Source organism: Achromobacter aegrifaciens, assembly GCF_902859965.1.
Taxonomy (GTDB): domain Bacteria; phylum Pseudomonadota; class Gammaproteobacteria; order Burkholderiales; family Burkholderiaceae_B; genus Achromobacter; species Achromobacter aegrifaciens.
Window position 1 is genome coordinate 1,117,156 of sequence record NZ_CADIKO010000003.1, and the last position, 25,022, is coordinate 1,142,177.

General features: G+C 65.2%; 21 protein-coding genes and 3 tRNA genes. 16 read left to right on the top strand and 8 right to left on the bottom strand.

The window, feature by feature from the left end; translation table 11 throughout:
* Positions 1-365: 365 nt before the first annotated feature.
* Both HV793_RS24175 and HV793_RS24180 read left to right on the top strand, forming a co-directional pair.
* Complete coding sequence (locus tag HV793_RS24175) at positions 366-701, top strand: ElaB/YgaM/YqjD family protein (protein WP_054451119.1); 336 nt, start codon at positions 366-368, stop codon at positions 699-701.
* Positions 702-769: 68 nt separating this feature from the next.
* Positions 770-2,197, top strand: coding sequence for a phospholipase D-like domain-containing protein (locus HV793_RS24180; RefSeq protein ID WP_125473629.1), 1,428 nt, complete (start codon positions 770-772; stop codon positions 2,195-2,197).
* Between the two features lie 18 nt (positions 2,198-2,215).
* On the opposite strand, the gene HV793_RS24185 is transcribed toward HV793_RS24180, so the two are convergent.
* The 5 genes from HV793_RS24185 to HV793_RS24205 form a co-directional block, all read right to left on the bottom strand.
* Positions 2,216-3,886, bottom strand: coding sequence for an FMN-binding glutamate synthase family protein (locus HV793_RS24185; protein WP_175181688.1), 1,671 nt, complete (start codon positions 3,884-3,886; stop codon positions 2,216-2,218).
* 84 nt (positions 3,887-3,970) lie between these two features.
* On the bottom strand, positions 3,971-5,197 hold the full coding sequence (locus HV793_RS24190; protein ID WP_119450519.1) for a YeeE/YedE family protein: 1,227 nt from the start codon (positions 5,195-5,197) through the stop codon (positions 3,971-3,973).
* A 144-nt stretch (positions 5,198-5,341) separates the two neighbouring features.
* A complete protein-coding gene (locus tag HV793_RS24195) occupies positions 5,342-6,622 on the bottom strand; it encodes an arsenic transporter (RefSeq protein ID WP_054451123.1) in 1,281 nt (426 codons plus the stop codon).
* A gap of 12 nt (positions 6,623-6,634) precedes the next feature.
* Positions 6,635-7,579: an AEC family transporter gene (locus HV793_RS24200; protein WP_175181687.1), complete on the bottom strand. Its 945-nt coding sequence runs from the start codon at positions 7,577-7,579 to the stop codon at positions 6,635-6,637.
* A 27-nt stretch (positions 7,580-7,606) separates the two neighbouring features.
* Positions 7,607-8,500, bottom strand: coding sequence for a DMT family transporter (locus HV793_RS24205; RefSeq protein WP_175214074.1), 894 nt, complete (start codon positions 8,498-8,500; stop codon positions 7,607-7,609).
* 113 nt (positions 8,501-8,613) lie between these two features.
* Between HV793_RS24205 and HV793_RS24210 the strand changes: the two genes are divergently transcribed.
* Positions 8,614-9,063 carry a GNAT family N-acetyltransferase gene (locus tag HV793_RS24210; RefSeq protein ID WP_425321811.1) on the top strand — a complete coding sequence of 150 codons (450 nt, stop codon included), beginning with the start codon at positions 8,614-8,616 and terminating at the stop codon, positions 9,061-9,063.
* A gap of 165 nt (positions 9,064-9,228) precedes the next feature.
* Here the strand turns inward: HV793_RS24210 and HV793_RS24215 are convergent.
* Positions 9,229-9,313: transfer RNA gene (locus HV793_RS24215), tRNA-Leu, on the bottom strand.
* Positions 9,314-9,473: 160 nt separating this feature from the next.
* Between HV793_RS24215 and HV793_RS24220 the strand changes: the two genes are divergently transcribed.
* Positions 9,474-10,085 (top strand): tRNA-uridine aminocarboxypropyltransferase, encoded by a 612-nt coding sequence (locus HV793_RS24220; RefSeq protein WP_054451125.1) that lies wholly within the window; start codon positions 9,474-9,476, stop codon positions 10,083-10,085.
* A 109-nt stretch (positions 10,086-10,194) separates the two neighbouring features.
* Here HV793_RS24220 and HV793_RS24225 read toward each other — a convergent pair.
* Positions 10,195-10,279: transfer RNA gene (locus tag HV793_RS24225), tRNA-Leu, on the bottom strand.
* A 243-nt stretch (positions 10,280-10,522) separates the two neighbouring features.
* Between HV793_RS24225 and rnr the strand changes: the two genes are divergently transcribed.
* The 12 genes from rnr (at position 10,523) to HV793_RS24285 (ending at position 23,133) form a co-directional block, all read left to right on the top strand.
* A complete protein-coding gene (gene rnr, locus HV793_RS24230) occupies positions 10,523-12,997 on the top strand; it encodes a ribonuclease R (protein ID WP_119450517.1) in 2,475 nt (824 codons plus the stop codon).
* A gap of 130 nt (positions 12,998-13,127) precedes the next feature.
* A complete protein-coding gene (rlmB, locus tag HV793_RS24235) occupies positions 13,128-13,865 on the top strand; it encodes a 23S rRNA (guanosine(2251)-2'-O)-methyltransferase RlmB (protein WP_013392619.1) in 738 nt (245 codons plus the stop codon).
* Positions 13,866-13,917: 52 nt separating this feature from the next.
* The gene (locus HV793_RS24240; RefSeq protein WP_054451127.1) at positions 13,918-15,162 is read left to right on the top strand and encodes a cystathionine gamma-synthase family protein; all 1,245 of its coding nucleotides are present in this window, start codon (positions 13,918-13,920) and stop codon (positions 15,160-15,162) included.
* Between the two features lie 58 nt (positions 15,163-15,220).
* Positions 15,221-15,901: a Fe2+-dependent dioxygenase gene (locus tag HV793_RS24245; RefSeq protein ID WP_119450515.1), complete on the top strand. Its 681-nt coding sequence runs from the start codon at positions 15,221-15,223 to the stop codon at positions 15,899-15,901.
* A 350-nt stretch (positions 15,902-16,251) separates the two neighbouring features.
* Complete coding sequence (locus HV793_RS24250) at positions 16,252-16,524, top strand: HU family DNA-binding protein (protein ID WP_003812968.1); 273 nt, start codon at positions 16,252-16,254, stop codon at positions 16,522-16,524.
* Positions 16,525-16,679: 155 nt separating this feature from the next.
* A tRNA-Val gene (locus HV793_RS24255) sits at positions 16,680-16,755 on the top strand.
* A 248-nt stretch (positions 16,756-17,003) separates the two neighbouring features.
* A complete protein-coding gene (locus HV793_RS24260) occupies positions 17,004-17,810 on the top strand; it encodes an energy transducer TonB (protein WP_175214030.1) in 807 nt (268 codons plus the stop codon).
* A 1-nt stretch (position 17,811) separates the two neighbouring features.
* Entirely contained in the window at positions 17,812-18,807 is a 996-nt protein-coding gene (locus tag HV793_RS24265; protein ID WP_054451130.1) for a MotA/TolQ/ExbB proton channel family protein, read from the top strand.
* On the top strand, positions 18,807-19,289 hold the full coding sequence (locus HV793_RS24270) for an ExbD/TolR family protein (RefSeq protein WP_054451131.1): 483 nt from the start codon (positions 18,807-18,809) through the stop codon (positions 19,287-19,289). The genes HV793_RS24265 and HV793_RS24270 overlap by 1 nt, the downstream gene beginning before the upstream one ends.
* Before the next feature lie 65 nt (positions 19,290-19,354).
* Positions 19,355-20,026 carry a response regulator transcription factor gene (locus HV793_RS24275; protein WP_006218435.1) on the top strand — a complete coding sequence of 224 codons (672 nt, stop codon included), beginning with the start codon at positions 19,355-19,357 and terminating at the stop codon, positions 20,024-20,026.
* 66 nt (positions 20,027-20,092) lie between these two features.
* Positions 20,093-21,208, top strand: a complete 1,116-nt coding sequence (locus HV793_RS24280; protein ID WP_225589140.1) for a sensor histidine kinase — start codon at positions 20,093-20,095, stop codon at positions 21,206-21,208.
* Positions 21,205-23,133: a potassium transporter Kup gene (locus HV793_RS24285; RefSeq protein ID WP_175214031.1), complete on the top strand. Its 1,929-nt coding sequence runs from the start codon at positions 21,205-21,207 to the stop codon at positions 23,131-23,133. The genes HV793_RS24280 and HV793_RS24285 overlap by 4 nt, the downstream gene beginning before the upstream one ends.
* Before the next feature lie 487 nt (positions 23,134-23,620).
* Here the strand turns inward: HV793_RS24285 and argG are convergent, their stop codons facing one another.
* Positions 23,621-24,961: an argininosuccinate synthase gene (argG, locus tag HV793_RS24290; RefSeq protein WP_013392627.1), complete on the bottom strand. Its 1,341-nt coding sequence runs from the start codon at positions 24,959-24,961 to the stop codon at positions 23,621-23,623.
* Positions 24,962-25,022 lie beyond the last annotated feature (61 nt).

The window sequence follows — 25,022 nt, forward strand, 5'->3', positions numbered from 1 at the left end:
GGGCGGCTGGCGGTCGGGAGGCGCGGCGTTGGGAGGCTCAGACCAGGCGGTTCTGGCGCATTGCAAAAGTCTATTGTGGCCGTCAGGGCGGGGCCGGTGTCAAGCGCCAAGCCGCTGAATGCAATGGACTTTTACGAATTTGGAAGAGGCTTGCGAGGAGACCGGCCGCCGGGCGTCGCAGCGGATACACGCGATACTTTTGCTTGCGTTGAAATATCGGTTTACGGCTGGTTGCCAAAGCTCGGGCGGGGTCGGGCGATGGCGGTCACAATGGCATCTTGCGTTGCACAGGCACGTGAATGCGGCGTGTTGCATCGCATCAGGCGGCCCGACTCCGCGAGGCCCGACAATTACAAGGAGCGACCATGAACCGAAAGCATCAACGCGCCGAAATGGCCCTGCACCGTGAACGGGTGAGCGACAGCTTCCACGAATTGCTGGCGGGTACGGAAGACCTGCTGCGGTCGACGGCGTCGTATACGGGCTCCGAGATCGAGTCGGCGCGAGCTCGCCTGAAGCGCCAATTGGCCGACGCGCGCGAGTCCGCCGGCGATTGGGAGGGCGCGGCGCGGGAACGCGCGCGCCGCGCAACCGCCTATGCTGACGAGTACGTGCATGAACATGCCTGGAAGTCGGTGGGCGTAGCGGCGCTGGTGGGCGCCTTGCTAGGCTGCCTCCTGGCCTCGGGCGGCCGCCGCTAAGCCCTGACGCCATGAAGCCGCCCGGGGCTGCGCGCCGGTCGGGATTGCGGCGGGATTGGTGGCCGTGGATGGCCCGCGCACGCCGGCTCCTGTTGCCGCTGGTGTGCGCGGTCTTGCTTGCGGCCTGCGCCAGCGTTCCTGACTCGCAGGAGCGCCGCGCGCGCGCATCGCAGGCCAGTCTGTCGGCCGACGCGGCGTCAGACAGCTATCGCCGCGGGCAGGGCATCGCCGCCGATCCGCGGACTCCCAAGAGCGATTTTCTCGCGCGTCACCTTGCTGTCGAGCAGGCAGTCAGCGGCGCGCCATTGGTGGCCGGCAACCGTGTCCGGCTGCTGGCGGACGGCCCCAGCACCTACCGCGCCATGCTGCAGTCCATCGCGCAGGCCCGCCGGTACGTGCACATGGAAACCTATATCTTCGATGACGATGCCGAGGGTTCGCGCTTTGCCGAAGCCCTGATTGCGGCGCGCAACCGCGGCGCCGAAGTGTCCTTGATGGTCGACGCGGTCGGCACGATCAAGACGCCCGATGCCTTGTTCCAGCGCCTGCGCGATGCGGGCGTACAAGTCGCGATCTTCAATCCGGTCAACCCGGCGAGCGGCCGTGCGGGCTGGTCGCCGAACCAACGCAACCATCGCAAGGTGCTGGTCGTGGACGGCAAGGTCGGCTATCTGGGCGGCATCAACGTGAGCAGCGTCTACGAGTCCTCGCCAGGATCTGGATCAGGTTCGGGTTCGGGCTCGGGGTCGGGGTCGGGAAAGGGCGCCGGCAAAGCCGATTCACCGGCAGCCACAGACGCCAAGGCGGCGCCCTGGCGCGACACGCATCTGCGCATCGAAGGGCCCGCAGTGGCCCAGCTGGAGCAGGTCATCCGCGCGGGTTGGGAATCCCAGTCCAAGGAGCCGATCAAGGGGGGCGATTCACAGGTGGCGCCGCCCGTGGGTGCAACGACGGTGCGGATACTGGCCAATCAGCCGGACCGCAGCGATGGCTACACCGTCTACCTGACGCTGATGTCGGCGTTTGAAAGCGCGCAGGAATACATCCATATCACCATGGCGTACTTCGTGCCGGATCCCGCCTTCATCGAAGTCCTGACGGACGCGGCCCGGCGCGGCGTCGACGTGGCGCTGGTGTTGCCTGGCTTTAGCGACTCGTCGCTGGTGTTCCATGCGGGACGTTCGCACTATACGGACCTGCTGCGGGCCGGCGTGAAAATCTACGAGCGGCGCGATGCGCTCTTGCATGCCAAGACCGCGGTGGTGGACGGCGTGTGGTCCACGGTGGGGTCCAGCAATCTGGATTGGCGCAGCTTTGCGCTGAACTACGAAATCAATGCCGTAGTGCTGGGGCCTGAATTCGCGGCCGAAATGGAGGCGCTGTTCCAGCGCGATCTCGCCGAGTCGGTGCGGATCACGCCCGAGGCCTGGCAGGCCAGGGGCGTGGGTGACCGTTCGATGGAGTTCTTCTCGCGCATGTTCGAGCGCTGGCTGTAGCGCCCGGCGCCAGCCGGATCAGACCTGTGCGGCGGCCGGCGTGGCATGGGCGGCATGTTCTTGCGCCAATGCGGTTGTGATGTCGTGGGTAGGCTGGAACGAACTGGCCTGGGCCATGGCCCAGCCCGCGCGGAACACCTGGTGGCGGAATTCTCCGCGCAGCAGTTCGCCGGGCGCGAGTTCCGGGAACAGGGCCGACAGCAGCCGGATTTCGCTGGAGGAGATGCGGCGCGCGATATGGTGCGGGCGCAGCTGGCCGGGGTGGGTCAGGCCGGCCGCGGCAAGCAGTTCCGCCAGTGCATGCAGCGTGTTGCGGTGGAAATTCGCCACGCGCTGCGCCTTGTCCGGCACCACCAGCGCGCGCTGGCGCAGCGGGTCTTGGGTCGTGACGCCGGTGGGGCATTTGCCGGTGTGGCAGGCCTGGGCCTGGATGCAGCCGATGGCGAACATGAAGCCGCGCGCGGCGTTGCACCAGTCCGCGCCCATGGCCATGACGCGGGCCATGTCGAAAGCGGTGATGATCTTGCCGGACGCGCCCAGCTTGATGCGGTCGCGCAGGTTCACGCCGATCAGCGTGTTGTGGACCAGGCGCAGCGCCTCGCGCAGCGGCGTGCCGACGTGGTCGACGAACTCCACGGGCGCGGCGCCGGTGCCGCCCTCGGCCCCGTCCACCACGATGAAATCCGGCGTGATGCCGGTTTCCAGCATGGCCTTGACGATGGCGAACCACTCCCAAGGGTGGCCCACGCAGAACTTGAAGCCCACCGGCTTGCCGCCGGACAGTTCGCGCAGGCGCGCCACGAACTTCATCAGGCCGATGGGCGAATCGAAGGCGGAATGGGTGGCCGGCGAATTACAGTCCTGCCAGGCCACGACGCCGCGCGCTTCGGCGATCTCCGGCGTCACCTTGCCCGCGGGCAGGATGCCGCCATGGCCGGGTTTGGCGCCTTGCGACAGCTTGATCTCGATCATCTTGACCTGCGGCGTACAGGCATTCTTGACGAAGGCCTCTTCGGAGAAAGCGCCGTGTTCGTCGCGGCAGCCGAAGTAGCCAGAGCCGATGTTCCAGACCAGGCCGCCGCCCGGCTGGCGGTGATAGCGGCTGATGCCGCCTTCGCCGGTGTCGTGCGCGAAGTTGCCCTGGCGCGCACCTTCGTTCAGGGCCAGGACGGCGTTGGCCGACAAGGCGCCGAAGCTCATGGCCGACACGTTGAACGCGGACATGGAGTAGGGCTGCTTGCATTCGGGGCCGCCCACCGTGACGCGGAAGTCGATGTCGGGGATTTGCGACGGCGACATGGAATGGTTGATCCATTCGTAGCGATCGCCGTAGACGTCTTCCTGGGTGCCGAAGGGACGCTTGTCGATTTCGCGCTTGGCGCGCTGATAGACGATGGAGCGCTGCGCGCGCGAGAATGGCGCGGCCTGCGTGTCGTCTTCCAGGAAGTACTGGCGGATCTCGGGCCGGATGAATTCGAACAGGAACCGCAGATTGCCCAGGACCGGATAGTTGCGGCGGATGGCGTGGCGTGTCTGTGCCAGGTCATAGACGCCCAGCGCGGCCAGCAGCGTCAGCGGCACAGCCAGCCAAAGCCACCAGGGCGAGCTGGCCGCGGCCAGGGCGGCGGTGATTGCGGCGCCGATCAGGGTCAGTAAAAAAGCCGTGTAGCGGCCGAAAATCCAGCTCATGTCCATCTCCGTATTTCGGGATGGAGCAACCATACACCAGGAGCTGTCCCCCTGTGCCGGCGGACAGTCCTGGAATACTGTTTCTCAGCAGCTGGACGCCGCCGGGGTCTTTTCGACGGCGAGGCCGAAGGCCGGGCGCAGGCGCACGCCCAGGGCGCTGCCGGCGAAGGCGGCCGGCAGCCACAGCCAGGCGTGCAGGCTGCCCGACAGGATGCCGCTGAAATAGGCGCCGATATTGCAGCCGAAGGCCAGGCGCGAACCATAGCCCAGCAGCAGGCCGCCGATGACGGCGCCGGCCAGCGAGCGGGCCGGCACCTTCCAGATGGGGGCGAACTTGCCGGCGGCGCTGGCGGCGGCAAGCGCGCCCAGCATCAGGCCGATGTCCATGACGGTGGTGACGTCCTGGCGCAGCGGCGCGGCCAGCGAGGGCTGCTTGGCCCAGTAGGCCCAGGTGGCCACGTCGCCGCCGAAGGCGTCCAGGGTCTTGGCGCCCCACAGCGCAAAGGCGGAGGTGATGCCCCAGGGGCGGCCAGCCAGCGCCAGCGTGGCGAAGTTCAGCACTACCAGCGCCACGCCGCCCCAGATCAGCGGCCAGGGGCCTTGCAGCAGGGACGCCGGGCGCGCGGTACGCGAGGCGAACGAAATCACATGGCCGTGGCGGCGCTTCTCCAACGCCGTGGCTGCCCACGCGATCAGCGCGAACACGGCCAGGTTGATGGCCAGCGCGGGCGCCAGTCCCCAGGTCTTGATCAGCGAGGTCGGCGCCAGCGCCGGCAAGTTCGACCACCAGCCGAAGTTGGCGGTCGCAATGACCGAGCCGATGATGAAGAACAGCAGCGTGACCACCATGCGCGTGTTGCCGCCGCCGACTGCGAACAGCGTGCCCGAGGCGCAACCGCCGCCCAGCTGCATGCCGATGCCGAACAGGAAGGCGCCCAGCAGGACAGAGACTCCCGGGGGCGACACGAAGCCGCTGACGGGTTGGCCGAACAACGTGCCGGCTGCCAGGAAGGGGAAGAACAGCAGCACGCCTGCGGCCAGCATCAGCATCTGCGCGCGCAGCCCCGCGCCGCGGCGGTCGGACACGAACACGCGCCAGGCCTGCGTGAAGCCGAAGGAGGCGTGGTACAGGGTCACGCCCAGCAGCGCGCCGACGACCCACAGCGCGCCCTGGCGCCAACTGACGGTCTCATGCAGGTACAGGGCGCCTGCCAGCACCAGCAGCACGGCGATCCACAGCGGCTTGCGGTTGATCTGGATGGGCGGCAGGGCCGAGGTAGGCAGGGGGAGAGTCGAGGCGTTGGTGCTCATGGGCGAGTCCCGGGATCTTGATACGTAAGAAAGCAAAACGGGCGCGCGCAGGCACCCGTGTGATGCTTGAAAGTCTAAAGCGGTGGACGCTTGGATCAAACCACCAATTAATGCCTTTTATATAACCAAAAGCTATATAGGCGCTTATTGCAGGCGCCAAGCCAGGGCGGCCAGCGTCAGCAGCAGCACCGGCAGGGTCAGGACGATGCCTACCTTGAAGTAGTAGCCCCAGGTGATGCGCAGGCCCTTGCGCGCCAGCACGTGCAGCCACAGCAGCGTGGCCAGGCTGCCGATCGGCGTGATCTTGGGGCCCAGATCGCTGCCGATGATATTGGCGTAGATCATCGCGTCCTTCACCGCGCCGGTGGCGCTGGTGTCCGCAATCGACAACGCGCCCACCAGCACGGTGGGCAGGTTGTTCATGATGGACGACAGGAAGGCGGTGATCAGGCCCGTACCCATCGCCGCGCCCCAGACGCCATACTCGGCGCACCGGTCCAGCACTTGCGCCAGGTGCGCGGTCAGCCCGGCGTTGCGCAGGCCATACACCACCAGGTACATGCCCAGCGAGAACACCACGATGTGCCAGGGCGCCTCGCGCATGATGCGGCGCGTGCCGACGATGTGCTGTCGTCCCGCGATCAGCAGCAGGCCCAGCGCGCCGACGGCGGCGATGGCGCTGACCGGGATGCCCATGGGTTCCAGGATGAAAAAGCCCGCCAGCAGCAGGGTCAGCACGACCCAGCCGGCGCGGAACGTGGTCAGGTCGCGGATCGCGGAAGCGGGCGCGGGCAGTTGGCTCACGTCGTAGCGCGGCGGAATGCTGCGATGGAAGAACAGCAGCAGTACCGCCAGCGTGGACGCCACGGCCATCAGGTTTACCGGCAGCATCACCGATGCGTACTCGCCGAAGCCGATATTGAAGAAGTCGGCCGACACGATGTTGACCAGATTGGATACGATCAATGCGATGCTGCCCGTGTCCGCGATGAAGCCCGCGGCCATCACGAAGGCCAGCGAAGCGCCGGGGCCGAAGCCCAGCGCCACCAGCATTTCCATGACGATGGGCGTAAGGATCAGCGCCGCGCCGTCGTTGGCGAACAGCGCCGAAACCGCGGCGCCCAGCAGCACGATCAACACGAAAAGCAGCCGGCCGCGGCCGCCGCCCCAGCGCGCCACGTGCAGCGCCGACCATTCGAAAAAGCCGGCCTCATCCAGGATCAGGCTGGTGACGATGATGGCGATGAAGGTGGCGGTGGCGTTCCAGACGATGCGCCAGACGTCCGCGATGTCGGCCAGGTGAACCACGCCCGTGGCCAGGGCAAGCGCCGCGCCCAGCACGGCGCTCCAGCCTATCGACAGGCCCCTGGGCTGCCAGATGACCAGCGTGATGGTGAGTACGAAGATGGCGACGGCGAGCAGCATGATGAAGAACGATCAGGAAATCGGGTGTGCGCTGATCCAGGCGACCAGCAGGCTGACGGTCAGCACCGATGCGACGGTGGAAACCAGGATGGCGCGCGAGGTTACGCGGGCGTCGCGCCCGTACATCTGCGCCAGCATGAAGGGGCCGGTGCCGATGGGCAGCGCGCTCATCAGCACGGCGGTCCAGGCCCATACCGGCGGCATGGCGAAGACGTAGAACGCCAGCACCGCCGTGACGGCGGGCTGCAGCAGCAGCTTGCCGGCGACCAGGCGCATGACGCCGGGTCCCGAACTGGACGTTTCCGTCTGCGCCAGGAACAGGCCGATCGTGACCAGCGCGCAGGGACTGGCGGACGCGCCCAGCAAGGCCACGTAGCGGTCCACGCCTTCCGGCAGCGCCAGGCCGGTGAAGGCCCAGGCCAGGCCCAGCAGCGGAGCCGCCAGCAGGGGGTTGCGCAGCAGCGCGCGGCCGACCTTGAGCAGGGTCAAGGACAGATTGGGCGTCTGTTGGCGGTCGAACTCGATCAAGGCGATGGCAAAGCCGAACAGCACGCTTGCGGTGAGCAGGGTGGTGAAGGTGGCCGGCGCCATGCTGTCAGGGCCGAGCAACGCCAGGCACAGCGGAATGCCCATGTAGCCGGCGTTGGCGTAGGACGCGGCCAGCCCCTGGATGCCACGGTCGGTCAGCGCGCGCTGCGAGCCGCGCGCGCCGATAAACGAGGCGAGGAACGTGACGGCGATGCCGCCCGCGAAGGCGCCCACGAAACCCCAGTGCGCCATATGCGTCAGATCGACCTGCGTCATGGCGCGGAACAGCAGCGCGGGCAGCGACAGATACACGACGTAGCGGTTCAGCGCGTCGGTGGCGCCGGGACCCAGGATGCGCCAGCGGGCGGCGAGCCAGCCAGTCAGGATCAGCGCGAAGACCGGCAGGGCGGAGGTAACGACAGCGTTCATGGACAGGGACCTGGAGGGGCGCTCATTCTACTTGGCAGCGGTATGCGCCGTGCGCGTCACCAGCAGGATGCCGAGCGCTGCCAGGGCCATGCCCAGCCAGGCCAGCGCGGGAATGGCTTCGCCCAGGATGATCAGCGCAATGACGGCGGTGCAGGGCGGCACCAGGAAGAACAGCGCCGACACGCGGGAGGCCTCGCCATAGCGGATCATGGTCAGCAGCAAGGTGATCGCCACCAGCGAATTGCCCACGACCAGATAAGCCAGCGAAGCCAGCAGGGGCCCGGTCCATTCGATATGCATCGGCTCCAGCCAGTACGCCAGCGGCGCGGTGGCGATCAGGCCGACCGCGTACTGCACCATGTTGGACGTGACGGGATGCGTTTGCACGCCATAGCGTTTTTCATACAGCGTGCCGCCGGTGATGCAGAGCAGGGCGCTGATGGCGAACGCCAGGCCCAGCGGCGAGAGCACATCGATCGAAGCCTTGGCGATGATCACCAGCGCGGCGCCTGACACCCCCAGGCCCAGGCCTGCCCAGCGGCGGGCGTCGACTTTCTCGTGCGCGATCGCCGGCGCCAGCAGGCCGATCAGGATAGGTTGCAACGAGGTGATCAGCGCCACGCCGCCCGCCGACATGCCTTGCTTGAGAGACAAGTAGGTGAAACAGAAGTAGCCTGCCTGCAACAGCAGTCCGACCATCGCCAGATGGCCCCAGGCGCTGGCGCCGCGCGGCAGCGGCGGGCGCAGGAACAGCATGAAGGGCGCAAGTATCAGCACCACGCAGGCGTAGCGCAGCGCCAGGAACGTCATGGGGTCGGCATATGCCAGGCCCACTTTGAGCACGACGAAACCGCTGGACCAGAGAAGCAGGAAGAGCGCGGGCGCGGCTTTCAACCAGGCGGGGGGAGCGGCAGGCGGCATGTGGCGGAACATGGACGACATGGGCAAGCCGCGATCGTACCCCCTTTTGGCCATTGTTCATCCCTGCCAAAATGAGGTTTAGGATTCTTTTATTCATTTGCTGCACGCGAGGGATGGACATGTCGACCAACAAACAATCTACGGTGCGTATCGCCCTGGGCACCTGGGACCGCTTGCGCGACGACGCGTATTCGGTGCGCCATGAAGTGTTCGTCGTCGAACAGAAAGTGCCGCCCGAGGTCGAGCTGGACGACGATGACGCGGTGTCGGTCCACGCCGTGGCCTACGGCCCGGACGGCACGCCCATGGGCACGGGCCGGCTTCTGCCCGACGGCCACATCGGCCGCATGGCGGTCCACAAGAAGGCCCGCGGCATGGGCGTCGGCAGCCAGTTGCTGGACGCGCTGATCGAACAGGGCCATGGCGACGGCCATCGCATGCTGGTGCTGCACGCGCAGACGCATGCGGCAGGTTTCTACCAGGCCCATGGCTTCAATGTGGAAGGCGAGGAATTCGTCGAGGCCGGTATTCCGCACGTGGTCATGACCCGCATGCTGAAGTAGGGCGGGCCGCCCGGCTCAAAGCGTCTGCCTGCGGGCCGGGCAAATCAAATAGGCGGGATAAAGAAAAGGGCCGCAAGAAAAGGGCCACACAAAGAAAAAACCCCGGACGCTTACGCGTTCGGGGTTTTTTTGGCGCATCACGCAGGTACCTCGTGATGTAATAATTGGTGCCCAGGAGAGGACTCGAACCTCCACACCTTGCGGCACATGGACCTGAACCATGCGCGTCTACCAATTCCGCCACCTGGGCGCTGATGCTTTACTTGTCGCTTCGCTTTCGCGTTGTTTCTTGTTCAGCAGCAGAGGAATGAGATTATGCACACTTTTTTTGAAGTGTGCAAGTCATGTGGTTTTTTTTTCATATTTTTTTGCTGCCGGGCGCTTTCGAACTTTCGATATAGTGTCGCCCCATGTCCCGTACCCTCTGCACGCGTTGTCTGCGTCCTCTGTCGCACTGTCTGTGCGCGCTGATTCCCTCGCTTTCCTGCCGCACTCGCGTCGTGGTGTTGCAGCATCCGAGCGAGGCGCGCCATGCCTTGAACACAGCAAGGCTGGCGGTGCTGGGGCTGGCGGGCGCGCAACGCGTGGTGGGCGAATATTTTTCGGAAGAGGATTGGGCGCTGCCAGGCCATCTGCCTCGCCTGCTGTTTCCGGGCGAGGGCGCCGAGGTGTTGGCGCCGGGCTACGGGCAGGACCTGGGCGCGCCCATCAGATTGATCGTGCCTGACGGCACCTGGGGACATGCGCGCAAGCTGCTGCATATCAACCCGGCGCTGGCCGCCTTGCCGCGCGTGATGTTGCCCGCGGGGCTTTCCACGCGCTACCGGGTTCGTCACGCCGACGTGCCGGGCGCGCTGTCCACGATAGAGGCCGTGGCGCATGCCTTGAATGCGATTGAAGCGCCGACGAATTTCGATGCGCTGCTGCGGCCTTTCGAAGCGTTGATCGATGGCCAGATCGAAGGCATGGGCGCGGATCTGTACGCGCGGCATCATTTGAATCGCAAGGTGCCGTGGCGTTGAAACACGCAGTGGCGGGGCGCAAAGCAAAAGCCCCGGGAATCTTGCGATTTCCGGGGCTTTTTAGCCGTTGCCATCAAGACCGCCTTGCATGGTCTTGATTGAAATTCCGTGGTGCCCAGGAGAGGACTCGAACCTCCACACCTTGCGGCACATGGACCTGAACCATGCGCGTCTACCAATTCCGCCACCTGGGCACTGAGAGATACTGTCAGAAGTATGTGATACGCTGCCGCTCTAGTCGCATCGCTTCAGTTAAAACACATTAACTAAAACATGCGTCCAAAGTGCAGTTGGTTCTACAATAAGGTTTTTAAGCAACTTGCTTTTCAAACCCCGGCTGGGTTTTAAACTTCCCGGCCCTTCTGACCATTTTCTGCTTCAGTGTTCAGCCTTGGGCGAACCACAGAAGCTGCGCATTATATACGGAAATTTTAGCTTTGGCAAAACGATCGAATAACGAATCGAATAACAACAGATCAACACCCTTGCCCGAAGCGCCGCCGGACTTCGATCCTGATGTCCCGTCCCGTGAAGCCATCCTGAAAGCGCTGCGCGCCGCAGGCTCGCCGCTGTCTCCGGTGGAACTGGCCGAACGTATGGGCGTCGAGCGCGCCGCGACGATGGTGGGATTTGAGCGCCGCCTGGGCGCCATGGAGCGCGACGGCCAATTGATGCCCAACCGCAAGGGCGTGTTGCTGCTGGCCACCAAACTGGACTTCGTCGCCGGCAAGGTGCTGGGGCATCGCGACGGCTTCGGCTTCCTGTTGCGTGACGACGGCGGCCCGGACCTGTTCCTGTCGCCGCGCGAAATGCTCAAGGTGCTGCATGGCGACCGTGTGCTGGTCAAACCCACTGGCGAATACCGCGGCAAGCCGGAAGGCACCATCGTCGAAGTCATCGAGCGCCGCACCAACAAGCTGGTGGGGCGCTTCCTGCACGAGCATGGCCTGTCCATCGTCGTGCCCGAGGACCAGCGCATCAAGCATGACATCCTGATTCCGCCCAGCGACACCAACGGCGCCCAGCATGGGCAGGTGGTCGCGGTTGAAATCATGGAGCAGCCCACTCGCCACACGCAGCCGCTGGGCCGTGTGGCCGAGGTGCTGGGCGAGATCGACGATCCCGGCATGGAAATCGAGATCGCGGTGCGCAAGTTCGACGTGCCGGTCGATTTCTCGGAAGCCGCGCTCAAGCAGGCCGCACGCCTGCCGGACGTGGTCAGGAAGACCGATCTCAAGGACCGCGTCGACCTGCGCGACGTGCCGCTCATCACCATCGACGGCGAGGACGCGCGCGACTTCGACGACGCGGTGTACTGTGAGCCCGTGGAGCTGGGCGCGGGCCAGCGCAAGCGCCCGGGCTGGCGCCTGCTGGTGGCCATCGCCGACGTCAGCCACTATGTGCGTCCGGGTGACGCCCTGGACGACGACGCGATCGAACGCGGCACCAGCGTGTACTTTCCGCGCCGGGTCATCCCGATGCTGCCGGAGTCGTTGTCCAACGGCTTGTGTTCGCTGAACCCGGACGTCGACCGCCTGGTGCTGGTTTGCGACATGGTCATTCCGGCCAGCGGCGCCAAGGCTGGTACGGTTACGGCCTACCAGTTCTATAACGCGGTCATGCACTCGCATGCGCGCACCACCTATACGAACATCTGGGCCGCCCTGCAACAGCCCGGCGGTCCTGCCGCGCACGCCATGCGCAGCGTCATGCCCCAGGTCCAGCACCTGTATGAACTCTTTCAGCTGCTGGCGCAAGGGCGCAAGAAGCGCGGCGCCATCGACTTCGACACGGTCGAGACCAAGATCGTCTGCAATGAGCTCGGCCGTATCGAGCAAATCGTGCCGTCGGTGCGCAACGATGCCCACAAGCTGATTGAAGAGTGCATGCTGGCCGCCAATACCTGCGCGGCCGACTTCATGACCCGCAGCAAGCATCCCGGCCTGTACCGCATCCACGAAGGCCCCACGCCCGAACGCCTGCAGTCGCTGCGCGAATTCCTGCGCACCATGGGCCTGTCGCTGGGCGGCGGCGAGACGCCCACGGCCAAGGATTACGGCGACTTCCTGGATTCGGTGCGCGGACGCCCCGACTACCAGCTGTTGCAGACGATGTGCCTGCGCTCCATGCAGCAGGCGGTCTACAGCCCCGACAATATGGGCCACTTTGGCTTGTCCTATCCCGGCTACAGCCACTTCACCTCGCCCATCCGCCGCTATCCTGACCTGCTGACGCATCGTGTCATCAAGGCGTTGCTGGCCGGTCAGCGCTATGTGCCCAGCCTGGAAGACCAGCCTGTGGTGATCGGCCGCACGCAGCGCGAGCACGAACATGCCATCTGGGAAAAGATGGGCCTGGTGCTGTCCGCCAGCGAGCGCCGCGCCGACGAGGCGTCGCGCGACGTCGAAGCCTGGCTCAAGTGCTGGTTCGTCAAGGAGCGCGTGGGCGAGGACTTCAGCGGCACCGTTACCGGCGTCGCCAGCTTCGGCATCTTCGTCACGCTGGACACCCTGCACGTCGAAGGGCTGGTGCATGTTTCCGAACTGGGCGGCGAGTATTTCCAGTTCAACGACGCCCTGCACGAGTTGCGCGGCGAACGCACGGGCATGCGCTACCGCCTGACCGACAAGGTGCAGGTGCAGGTGTCGCGCGTGGACCTCGAAGCCCGCCGCATCGAGTTCCGCCTGGTGCAGGGCACGAGCTTCGACGCCTTGCGCAAGGCGTCGGCCCGCAGCCCGGACGAGCCCTCGCGCCGTGTCAAGAAGGCCGCGTCGCCCAAGCCCGCCGCCCTGAAGGGCCAGACCGCCAAGGAGCGCCGCGCCGAGGCCAAGAAGGCCAGCAAGCCGCCGCGGGCGCCCAAGGCATCCAAGCGCGCAGCGCCGGCCAAGAAGGCCGCGCACAAGCGCCACTGACACTTCCTTATGGCGAGGCCGTCGTATGGCGGCTGCGCCATAAGGGGTAACATTGCATCTATGGCCGGCTTGGTCCGGTGGCCCGCCCCGCTCTGGGGCGGGTATTCGTTTATCTAAAGGTATTGCATTTATGGCGTCGACCCAAGTCCTGGCCGGGTTTCACGCGGTTGTTGCGCGGCTGCGCCACGCGCCCGACTCGATCAAGGAAATCTATGTAGAGGCGTCGCGCCGCGACAAGCGGATGCAGACGTTCATCGAGCAGGCCGAAAAAGCGGGCTGCCGCCTGCATCCGGTCCCTATGGAGCGCCTGGACGGCCTGTCCCGCGGCACCCGCCATCAGGGCGTGGTGGCGCTGGCCGAAGAGCGCCAACTGGCGGTGGACGTGGATGAGGTACTCGATGTCATCGAAGGCCCGCCGCTGCTGTTGATCCTGGATGGCGTGACCGATCCCCACAACCTGGGCGCCTGCCTGCGTACCGCGGATGCCGCCGGCGTGCACGCCGTCATCGCGCCGCGCGACCGGGCCGTCGGCCTGAACGCAACCGTGCAGCGCGTGGCTTGCGGCGCGGCCGATACCGTGCCCTATCTGATGGTGACCAACCTGGCGCGCACCATGCGCAGCCTGAAGGACCGTGGCGTGTGGCTGGTGGGCACCGACGACCAGGCCACCGACAGCATGCATCAGATTGATGCGCGCCAGCCCATGGCCTGGGTCATGGGGGCGGAAGGCGAGGGCATGCGCCGCCTGACGCGGGAAACCTGCGATCAACTGGTGAACATCCCCATGCTGGGTTCGGTGGAAAGTCTGAACGTCAGCGTGGCCAGCGCCGTCTGCCTCTATGAAACCGTGCGCCAGCGCCGTTCCTGATTCATCCGTCTTACCTATCTTGTAGACCATATCCTCTTCGCGTCAGCCCATCATGCACCAGAACGGCTTTACCACCACGATCCTCCATTCCGACCGCAAGCAATCCGTCGAGCACGGAGCGGTGCACAAGCCCATGCATCCGTCCTCGGAGTTCGCCTACGAAGACGCCCGTGAGCTGGCCGCGGTCTTTCAGGGCAAGGCCGGCTTTACCTACGCCCGCCAAGGCACGCCCACCACCACCGCGCTGGAGGCCAAGGTCAACCAGATGGAAGGCGGCAAGGGCACGGTCAGCTTCGCGACCGGCATGGCGGCGCTGGCCGCCATCTTCACCACGCTGCTGCGCCGAGGCGACCATCTGGTGTCCAGCCAGTTCGTGTTTGGCAACACCAACAGCCTGCTGGGCACGCTGCTGGAACTGGGGGTGGAAATCACCTTCGTGGACGCGACGGATTCGGCGCAGGTGCGTGCGGCGATCCAGCCCAACACCCGCATGGTTTTCACCGAGACCATCGCCAATCCGGGCACGCAGGTTGCTGACCTGGCCGTGATTGGAGAAATCTGCCGCGAGAAGGGCCTGGTCTACGTGGTCGACAATACGCTGACCTCGCCCTGGATGTTCCGGCCTGTCTCGGTCGGGGCGTCCCTGGTGATGAACTCGCTGTCCAAGTACATCGGCGGCCATGGCAATGCGTTGGGCGGCGCCGTCACGGACACGGGGCTGTATGACTGGTCGAATTACGCGAACATCTACGAGGCCTATCGCAAGGGACCGTCCACCAGTTGGGGGCTCACGCAGGTCAAGAAGAAGGGCCTGCGCGACATGGGCGGGACCCTGGCAGCCGAGCCTGCGCACCGCATCGCGGTAGGCGCCGAGACCCTGGCCCTGCGCATGGCCAAGCACTGCGCCAACGCGTTGGCGCTGGCGCGCTTCCTTGAGGATCATCCGGGCGTGGCCAAGGTGCATTACCCCGGGCTGGCCAGCCATCCGCAGCATGCGCGCGCGGCGGCGTTGTTCGGCTCGCGCTTCGGCGGCCTGTTGGGCGTCGAACTGGCGGACGGGGTGGACTGCTTTGATTTCCTGAACCGCCTGCGCATCGTGCTGATGGCGACTCACCTGGGCGATACGCGCAGCCTGGCGCTGCCTGCCGCCCACACCATCTATTACGAGATGGGCGCCGAGCGCCGCAAGCAGATGGGCATCGCGGACAGTCTCATCCGCGTGTCCGTGGGCATCGAAGACGAGGCCGATCTGCTGTTTGATTTCGATCAGGCGCTCAACGGCTGCCTGCAGGGATAATGCGGCACGCGCGCGACCGGTGGCCGGGCGCGCCTGCAACGCAATCGGGATAGCGCCCATGCTCATACAGATCGCAGAAGTTTTCACGCCAGAAGAGGCGGCCGAGATCCGGCGCCGCCTGGACGCCGCCGATTGGGTCGACGGCAAGGTCACCGCCGGCTATCAGTCGGCCGAGGTCAAGCGCAATCGCCAACTGCCGGAGCAGCATCCCCTGGCGCAGGAGTTGGGCAACCTGATCCTGCAGCGCCTGGCGGCCAACAACCTGTTCATGTCGGCCGCGCTGCCGCGCAAGATCTTTCCGCCCTTGTTCAATCGCTATGAGGGCGGGGAGGCATTCGGCTATCACGTGGACAATGCGGTGCGCGGCATCGCCGGCACGGCTGAGCGCGTGCGCACGGACCTCTCGGCCACGCTGTTCTTTTCCGAGCCCGATTCCTACGATGGCGGCGAGCTGGTCATCGACGACACCTATGGTCCGCGCGCAGTGAAGCTGCCCGCAGGGCATATGGTGCTGTACCCGGGCACCAGCCTGCATAAGGTCAATCCGGTGACGCGGGGCGCGCGCGTATCGTCGTTTTTCTGGATGCAGAGCCTGGTGCGCGAAGACAGCCAGCGCGCACTGCTGCTGGACATGGATGTGGCCATACAGCGCTTGAATCAGGATGCCGCGGGGCATCCCTCCATCGTGCAACTCACCGGCATTTATCACAATTTGCTGCGTCGATGGGCCGATGTCTGACGCAAGTTAACGATCGCGTTCGAGGGTGTCGCGCAAACCCCGAAATGCGTGTTTCTGTTTATTGCGAAACGGTCTAAAAGCTAGTATTGACGCGGGTTGTGGTGAGGTTTTCGCTTGACAGCCGCGCCACGCCAAGGCCTAATACACGTCTGCGTCGCTGGTGATTTGAAGGCAATTTGCCATTGAATCCAGGCGGCGCAGCAGTTTAAAAGTTGTGCTTCGCAGCGCAAGAAAAAAGTTTATCCACTGTCTGTTCGTCGTTTGTCGGTTTTGCGTCTTCTGCGGCGTCCATCATGACGGCCATGAACTGCACTCCGGCAGACTCCATACCTTGTGAGGGGTACACCTGAATGAACAAAACCGAACTCATCGATCACATCGCCAGCAAGGCCGACATCTCCAAGGCCGCCGCTGGTCGCTCGCTCGACGCCCTGATCGGTGCCGTCAAGACCACCCTGAAGAAGGGCGGTACGGTTACGTTGGTTGGCTTTGGCACGTTCGCTGTGTCGGCTCGCGCCGCGCGCACCGGCCGTAATCCGCGCACTGGCGAAACCATCAAGATCAAGAAGGCCAAGGTGCCGAAGTTCCGTCCGGGCAAGGCCCTGAAGGACGCCGTCAACTAATGGACGGCGGGCGGGTCGCAGGCATTCAGGCCTGGCGATTTGCCCACAACTGCGCGGTCCGGTATACTCCGGCCCGCGTATTGCTTTTGAGTGCCCCGGTTGGCAGTTGCTTGTACGGATTTTTCGCGAATTTCGTCTTGAGGCTGCATCAAAATGGGTGCTTAGCTCAGTTGGTAGAGCGGCGCCCTTACAAGGCGTAGGTCACAGGTTCGACCCCTGTAGCACCCACCAAAAGCTCCGATATGCGCTCCACACAAAACCCGCACACGTCATGGTGGCGGGTTTTTTGTTTTGCGCGCGCCGCATCGCTCGTGCCGGTTGATCTCGCTCAGAAATGTAGGACGGGATCAGATGAAATAGGACGTGCGAATCATTCGCATTTAAGATATTATTGTGGGCTTGTACCGGTCAGCCGGCGTCGCCATCGCGTGTGCGTCTTTCCTGGCTGGCCGGATAAGTCAATGCACCCTGGCTGATTCATGCCTAGTTTTCAACGCGGTTGGAATTCTTCTTCGCGCTCTTCATTCGGTATACGCGCAGGCGCTGGCCTGACGGTCCTGGCGCTGCATGCGGCAGTGGTAGGCGCCATCTTCATGGCACCCGAGAATCGTCCTGAACTCGAAGAACCCGAAGCCATCATGGTGAGCGTGGTGGATGCGCCCATTCCCCAGATCGCCAAGGCCGAGCCCACTCCCGAGGAGCCGCAGCCGGTGACGGAAACGCCGCCCGAGCCGCCGGAGCCCGAGGTCGAGCCCGAACCGGAGCCTGAACTCAAGCCCGAGCCGGAACCTGAACCCGAACCGGAGCCGGTGGTTGAAAAGCCGCCGATGCCAGCGCCCAAACCCAAGCCCAAGCCGCCACCCAAGCCCAAACCCAAACCCGAGCCCAAGCAGGACGTCAAGGTCGAGCCCAAGCCGGAAGCGCCAAAGGCGCCGCCCAGTGGCGCGCCCGAAGGCACGCAGGCGCCGCAAGGGCCGCAGCAAGGGCCGCCGCCGGATCAGCCGGTGCTGGTATCCAGCATCGAATTCCAGGGCGCGCGCCCCATGCCCAATTACCCGATGGCATCGCGCCGCATGCGGGAAGAGGGCCGCGTGGTGGTGCTGGTCGAGATCAACACCCAGGGGCTGGTCGAGCGGGCAACCATCGATGCGTCCTCGGGCTTTCCGCGCCTGGACGAATCGGCGCTGGCAGCCGCCCGCAAGGGTCGTTTCAAACCGTATACCCGTAACGGCGTGGCCTATCCCGCCAAAGCCAAAATTCCGTTCGATTTCGTAATGAGGAACTGAGATGTCCAACGCACTGCATAGCGCCACCCTGGTGGCGCAGGCGACCACCAGCCCGGCAGCGCCGGCTGCCGCCGCCGCTGCGCCTGCCGCGGCTGCGGCCGCGCCCGCAGCTCAACAAGCCGCCTCGGCGGTCGGTGCCACGGCTCAGCAAGCCGCCGGCGCTGTCCAGCAATCGGCCGACGCGCTGCACGGCGCCGCCGCCGCGCTGCCCTCGGCGCTGCCTGCCGCGCCGGCCCCCGCCGCGGTCCCCGACATGGGCTTCATGCACTTCATCGCGCAAAGCGACTTCGTCGGCAAGGGCCTGTTCATCATCCTGATCCTGATGTCGCTTGTGACCTGGTACCTGATCCTGGTCAAGGTCGCGAGCAACGTCAGCATGCGCAAGCGCTCCGCGGACTTCCTGAACAAGTTCTGGAACGCCAGCTCGCTCGAACAGGTCGAAAACGAAATCGTCACGCATGGCGCGCGCGATCCGTTCTCGCACCTGGCCAGTCACGCCATGCATGCGCAGGCGCATCACAACAAGTTCGGCGCGACCAAGCTTGAAGAGTCGGGCAGCAACTCCGATTTCGTCACGCGCACCATGCGCAAGGTCATCGACGAAGAAACCGCGAAGCTGGAAAACGGCCTGACCGTGCTGGCTTCGGTGGGTTCGACGGCGCCGTTCGTGGGCCTGTTCGGCACGGTGTGGGGCGTGTACCATGCTCTGGTCGGCATCGGCCTGTCCGACGGCGTGACCATCAACCGCATCGCCGGTCCGGTGGGCGAAGCGCTGATCATGACGGGCCTGGGCCTGGCGGTCGCCATTCCCGCGGTGCTGGCCTACAACACCTTCGTGCGCAACAACCGCGTGTTCCTGTCGCGCCTGGATGCCTTTGCGCATGACTTGTTCGCGTTCCTGACCACCGGCCAGCAGGTCGCTCTGTCCGACGGCAAGGTGCGCGCCCTGCGCCGCCAGAACGGCAACGGCGCTGCGGCTCAACGCGGGAGCGAATAATGGCCTTTGGCAGCTTCGAGGGCAAGGGATCCGGAAGCCATACGGTTTCCGAGATCAATATGGTGCCCCTGATCGACGTGATGCTGGTGCTGCTGGTGATCTTCATCATCACCGCGCCGCTGCTGGCGCATTCGATCAAGATCAACATGCCCCAGGTGGCCGCCGAGCAGATCGAGGAAGAACCCAAGACCGTCGACCTGGCCATCGATGCCAGCGGGGCGCTGTTCTGGGACGAGAAGCCGGTCAATATCGATGACCTGCCCAACCGCTTCAAGTCGATCGCCGGCACCAAGCCGCAACCCGAGATCCGCATCCGCGCGGACCAGAACACGCGTTACGAGACCCTGGCCAAGGTCATGGCTTCGGCCCGCCGTTCGGGCATGACGCGCATCGGGTTCGTGACCACGCCTCCGTCCGGCGGCGTCGCCGGCTCAGCAGCGCCCGCTGCGGCCGGGGCCGCCCCGGCTCCGTCCGCACCTTGAACGCTTCCCGGCCCCGGGGCGCATTTCGCGCCCCGTTCCGGCCGGGATCGCGCTAGAATCGCCGCATGCGAGTTCTGGTAATCGAAGACGACACCACCCTGGGCCACGCGCTCCAGGAATTTCTGGCCGACCAAGGCTATGCGGTCGACTGGCTGACCGAGGGCGACCGGGTTCTGGGCGCCTTGGCGGGGCAGCCTTACGACCTCATGCTGCTCGACCTCAACCTTCCGGGCATGAGCGGGCTGGACGTGCTGCGGCAATTGCGCCAGGACGGCAACCAGGTTCCCGTGTTGATCCTCACCGCCCGCGATGGCATCGAGGACCGCGTCGCCGGCCTGGACGCCGGGGCGGACGACTACGTCACCAAACCTTTCGAACTGCCCGAGCTGGCGGCGCGCGTGCGCGCCTTCGGCCGGCGCCGCGCCGGCCAGGCGCAGCCCCTGATTGAAGTCGGCCCGCTGGTGTTCGACACCGTTGGCCGCGAAGTCCGCGCCAATGGCCAGCGCCTGTCGCTGTCGGTGCGCGAGCTTTCCGTGCTGGAAATGCTGATGGCCCGTGTCGGTCGCGTCGTGACCAAGCGCCAGATCGTGAACTCGCTGTCGGCCTGGGATGCCGATTTCAGCGAAAACGCCGTCGAAGTCTACGTGTACCGCCTGCGCAAGCGCCTGGAAGGCACTGGTGCCAGCATTCAAACGGTGCGCGGCTTTGGCTACATGCTGGATGTGGAAACGGCCTGACGGGCCGGCTGCGGCCGCGTCGCACCGGCCGCGCGCATCCATACGCCTAGGCGAGGGCATTGCGTCATGATGCAGGAACGCACTCCTACCGCTACTCCGGTTTCCCGCCCCTTGCTTCCCTCCCGTTCGCTGGCGCGGCATCTGGTCATCCGCCTGATGCCGCCGATCCTCCTGCTGGTCCTGTTGGACCTGGCGGCCACCTGGGTCATCACGCACAAGATCGACATGTCGCTCTGGATGCTGGAAGACTTCTTCTGGCTGATGGTGGTGGGGCAGGTCGCGTTGATCGCGCTGTTCACCTGGGTGGTGATGCAGGGCGTGCGTTCGGGGCTGCGGTCGGTCAACCACCTGTCCGAAGAGATCCGGCAACGCTCCATCGACGACATGCAGCCGCTGGAAGTGGCCGGCGTGCCGGTCGAAATCGAGCCACTGGTCACGCACACCAATGATCTGCTGCTGCGCCTGGATGCCTCGCTGGCGGCGCAGCGCCGCTTCATCGGCCATGCGGCGCACCAGCTGCGCACGCCTTTGTCGGGGTTGCGCCTGGAGTCGGAATTGATGCTGGCGCGCCCCTTGCCCGACGACGTGCGCGCGCGGGCCGAACGCATCAAGGCGGTGAGCGACCGCATGATCCGCCTGGGGCAGCAGTTGCTGGTTCTGGCGCGCGCCGATCCTAACGCCCGTCCGCAGGACAGCTTCGTGCGCATCGACCTTTGCGAATGGGTGCGGGCGAACGGCGCGGAATGGTTTCCGCGGGTGCGCGAGGCGCATTACGAGCTGGATCTGGTCGCGCCGGACGCGCCCATCTGGATCGACGCCGATCCCTTGCTGCTGGCCGAACTGCTGGGCAATCTCATCGACAACGCGCTGCGCTATGGCAACAAGACCGGCCGCATCACGCTGATCGTCGGCGCCAATCCGCCTTCGCTGACCGTGGAGGACGATGGGCCGGGCATTTCTCCCGATGAGCGCGAACGGGTGTTCGAGGCCTTCTACCGTTCTCCCACCGCGACCGCGGGCGGGTCGGGCCTGGGACTTGCCATCGTGCGGGAAATCGCGCACGCGCATGGCGCCTGGTGGAAACTCACCAGCCGTCCGGACTTTTCAGGAACACGGCTGTCCGTCGTGTTTCCCGGCCCCCGCAAGGGCGCCCAACTTACTCGTCAAGAACCTACATCATGAGCCAAGGTTCGGCCAGCGTTCCTTCGTCGTCCAACGGGCAAACACTCGGCGGGCACGCGCCATCGTCGCGGGCCGCCCTCATCATGGGGGCGCTGGGCGTGGTGTACGGCGATATCGGCACCAGTCCCTTGTATACGCTGCGGGCCTGTCTGACGGGACTGAGCGTGCACACCGACCTGGAGCCTGCCCACCTGCTGGGCGTGCTGTCCATCCTGTTCTGGATGCTGATGGTGGTGGTGTCGTTCAAGTACGTGACGCTGGTGCTGCGCGCCGACAACCGCGGCGAGGGCGGCACGCTGGCCTTGCTGGAACTGGCGGTGCGCGGGCGTGAAGGCAAGCTGCGCTGGGTGCTGATCGTGCTGGGAATTTTCGGCGCGGCGCTGTTCTACGGCGACAGCATGATCACGCCAGCCATTTCAGTGCTGTCGGCGCTCGAAGGGATAGGCATCGTGTCGCATCAGCTGGATGCCTGGGTCGTGCCGCTGTCGCTGGTGGTGCTGATTGCGCTGTTCGCGATCCAGTCGCACGGCACGGGCGCCATGGGCAAGCTGTTCGGTCCGGTGATGCTGGTGTGGTTCGGCACGCTGGCGGCGCTGGGCGGCTGGCAGATCTGGCAGACGCCGGAAGTGCTGCGGGCCTTGAATCCGATGTGGGGTTTGCGTTTCATCGTCGAGTTTCCGTGGATCAGTTTCGTGCTGCTGGGGGCGGTGGTGCTGGCCTTGACCGGCGCCGAGGCGCTGTATGCCGACATGGGCCACTTCGGCCGTCCGGCGATCCGCCGCGCCTGGTTCAGCATGGTGCTGCCGGCCCTGACGCTGTGCTATTTCGGCCAGGGCGCGCTGTTGTTGCGCGATCCGACCGCGATCCGCAATCCGTTCTTCATGATGGCGCCGGAATGGGGGCTGGCCCCGCTGGTGGCCTTGGCCACCATTGCGACCATCGTGGCGTCGCAGGCGGTGATTTCGGGCGCTTATTCGGTCACGCGCCAGGCGGTGCAGCTGGGCTTCTGGCCGCGCATGCAGATCCTGCATACGTCGGCCATCGAGAAGGGCCAGATCTATCTGCCGCAGGTCAATGCGCTGCTGCTGTGCGCGGTGCTGATCCTGGTCCTGCTGTTCCGCAATTCGGACAACCTGGCTGCCGCTTATGGCTTCGCGGTCACGGGGACGATGTTCACGACGTCGGTGCTGGCTTTCGCGGTGTTGCCGCGCGGTTCGACCGGCATCAAGCGTGTGCTGTGGATGGTGGCGCTGGGCCTGTTGCTGTTGTTCGATGTGCTGCTGTTCTCGGCCAACGTGTTCAAGATCCACGAGGGCGGCTGGCTGCCGCTGCTGGTGGCGATAGTGGTGTTCACGCTGATGATGACGTGGCGCCGCGGCCGCCGGCTGCTGTCGGAGATGCAGCAGCGGGACCGCCAGCCGCTCAAGGAATTCATGGCGCAGCTCGAAGAGTACCCGCCGTCGCGCGTGCCGGGCACGGCCATCTTCATGACGATGAACTCGGGCAATGTGCCGCCGGCGCTGCTGCACAACCTGAAGCACAACAAGGTGCTGCATGACCATGTGCTGTTCCTGACCATTCTGGTGGCGGACGTGCCCTATGTTTCGCCCGAGGAGCGCTTCTCCGTGACCAAGCTGTCGGCGTCCAGTTGGCAGGCGACGATCAACTACGGCTTCAAGGAAGATCCGGATGTGCCGGAGGCGCTGCGGCTGGTGGCCGAGGCGTATCCGGAGATCGATCTGGAGCCGATGCGGACTTCCTACTTCCTGTCGCGGCAGACGGTGGTGGCGGCGAAGAAGCCGGCACTGTGGCGCTGGCGGCGGGCGGTGTTTTCGTTCATGGCGCGGAACTCTACTCGGAGTACCAAGTTCTTCAAGATTCCGGCTAATCGGGTGGTGGAGATGGGGATGCAGGTGGAGCTTTAGGCTCTTGCTTGCTCCTTGGTGGTGATTTGCATTCTGTTGACGCCTGGGGCGGCGGGGGCCTGCCGCGCGCGGGGCAACGATTGCGGTCCGGAGCCTTCGCTCCGGACTTCCCCTTCGTCATCTTCGTCAAGGCCTTCGGCCTTTCCTTCAGATTCCCTCGGGCTTATCGACGCCTTGCGCGCGGCAGGCCCCCGCCGCCCCAGGCTGCGTCGGCTGAATGTGTCCCGTTGCTGGGGAGGGCGGTGTGCTTGGCGTTCTCGCCTAGGGTGGGGTGTGGTGGACGATCTTGCGGGGCTCGCCCCCGGCCGGCCGCGCAGGCGGCCTTTGGGGGCTTACGCGGTGTCTTGCGGTAGGTGATGACGCTGCGCGCTGGTCGTGACTGTCTTTAGTGGGCTCGCTCTCATCGAGGTTGGCGCCCGATCGCTCTTCGCCAAACAAAAAGCCCTTCGGCGTGCCGAAGGGCTTTCTGGTTTATGGCGTTGAAGAATTACTTCTTCTTGCCTTCGTCGCTCAGCTGCGGCAGCGAGCTGCCGGAGGAGGCGAGCAGGCCGGTCTTCACGTAGGTGAAGAGCTTGCCGCGGGTGTCGACGATGTCGAGGTTGCGCATGGTGAGCTGGCCAATGCGGTCCGCGGGCGTGAACGGGGCGTTTTCGACCTTTTCCATGGACAGGCGCTCGGGGGCGTAGGTCAGGTTGGGCGATTCCGTGTTCAGCAGCGAGTAGTCGTTGCCGCGGCGCAGTTCGATGGTGACTTCGCCGGTGACGGCGCGGGCGACCCAGCGTTGGGCGGCTTCGCGCAGCATGATGGCTTGCGGGTCGAACCAACGGCCCTGGTACAGCAGGCGGCCGAGTTTGCGGCCGCTTTCGCGGTACTGCTCGATGGTGTCTTCGTTGTGGATGCCGGTGACCAGGCGCTCGTAGGCGATGAACAGCAGGGCCAGGCCCGGGGCTTCGTAGATGCCGCGGCTCTTGGCTTCGATGATGCGGTTTTCGATCTGGTCGCTCATGCCCAGGCCGTGGCGGCCGCCGATGCGGTTGGCTTCGAGCATCAGTTCGACGGGGTCGCTGTATTCCACGCCATTCAGGGCGACCGGGTGGCCTTCCTCGAAGCGGACGGTGACTTCCTCGGCCTTGACGGCGACGTCGTCGCGCCAGAAGGCGACGCCCATGATGGGCTTGACGATGCGGATGCCGGAGTTCAGGTGCTCCAGGTCCTTGGCTTCGTGGGTGGCGCCCAGCAGGTTGGAGTCGGTGGAGTAGGCCTTTTCAGCCGACATCTTGTAGTCGAAGCCGGCCTGGCGCATGTACTCGGACATTTCCGAACGGCCGCCGAGCTCGTCGATGAAGCGCTGGTCCAGCCAGGGCTTGTAGATCTTCAAATCCGGGTTGGTCAGCAGGCCGTAGCGGTAGAAGCGCTCGATGTCGTTGCCCTTGAAGGTGCTGCCGTCGCCCCAGATGTTGACGTCGTCTTCCTTCATGGCGGCCACCAGCATCGTGCCGGTCACTGCGCGGCCGATCGGGGTGGTGTTGAAGTAGGTGATGCCGGCGGTCGAGATGTGGAACGCGCCCGATTGCAGGGCGGCGATGCCTTCGGCCACCATCTGCGCGCGGCAGTCGATCAGGCGGGCCTTTTCAGCGCCGTAGGCCATGGCCTTGCGCGGGATCTCGTCGTAGTCGGACTCGTCGGGCTGGCCCAGGTTCGCGGTGTAGGCGTAGGGGATGGCGCCGTTGTTGCGCATCCAGAGGAGCGCTGCGCTGGTGTCGAGGCCGCCGGAGAAGGCGATGCCGACCTTCTGGCCGGTGGGAAGGTTCGGGAGGATAGTGGTCATTGTTTGAAGTGAGACGCCAACAGGACTTGGACAGCAGACTTTGACAGCTGCTAGCCGCCAA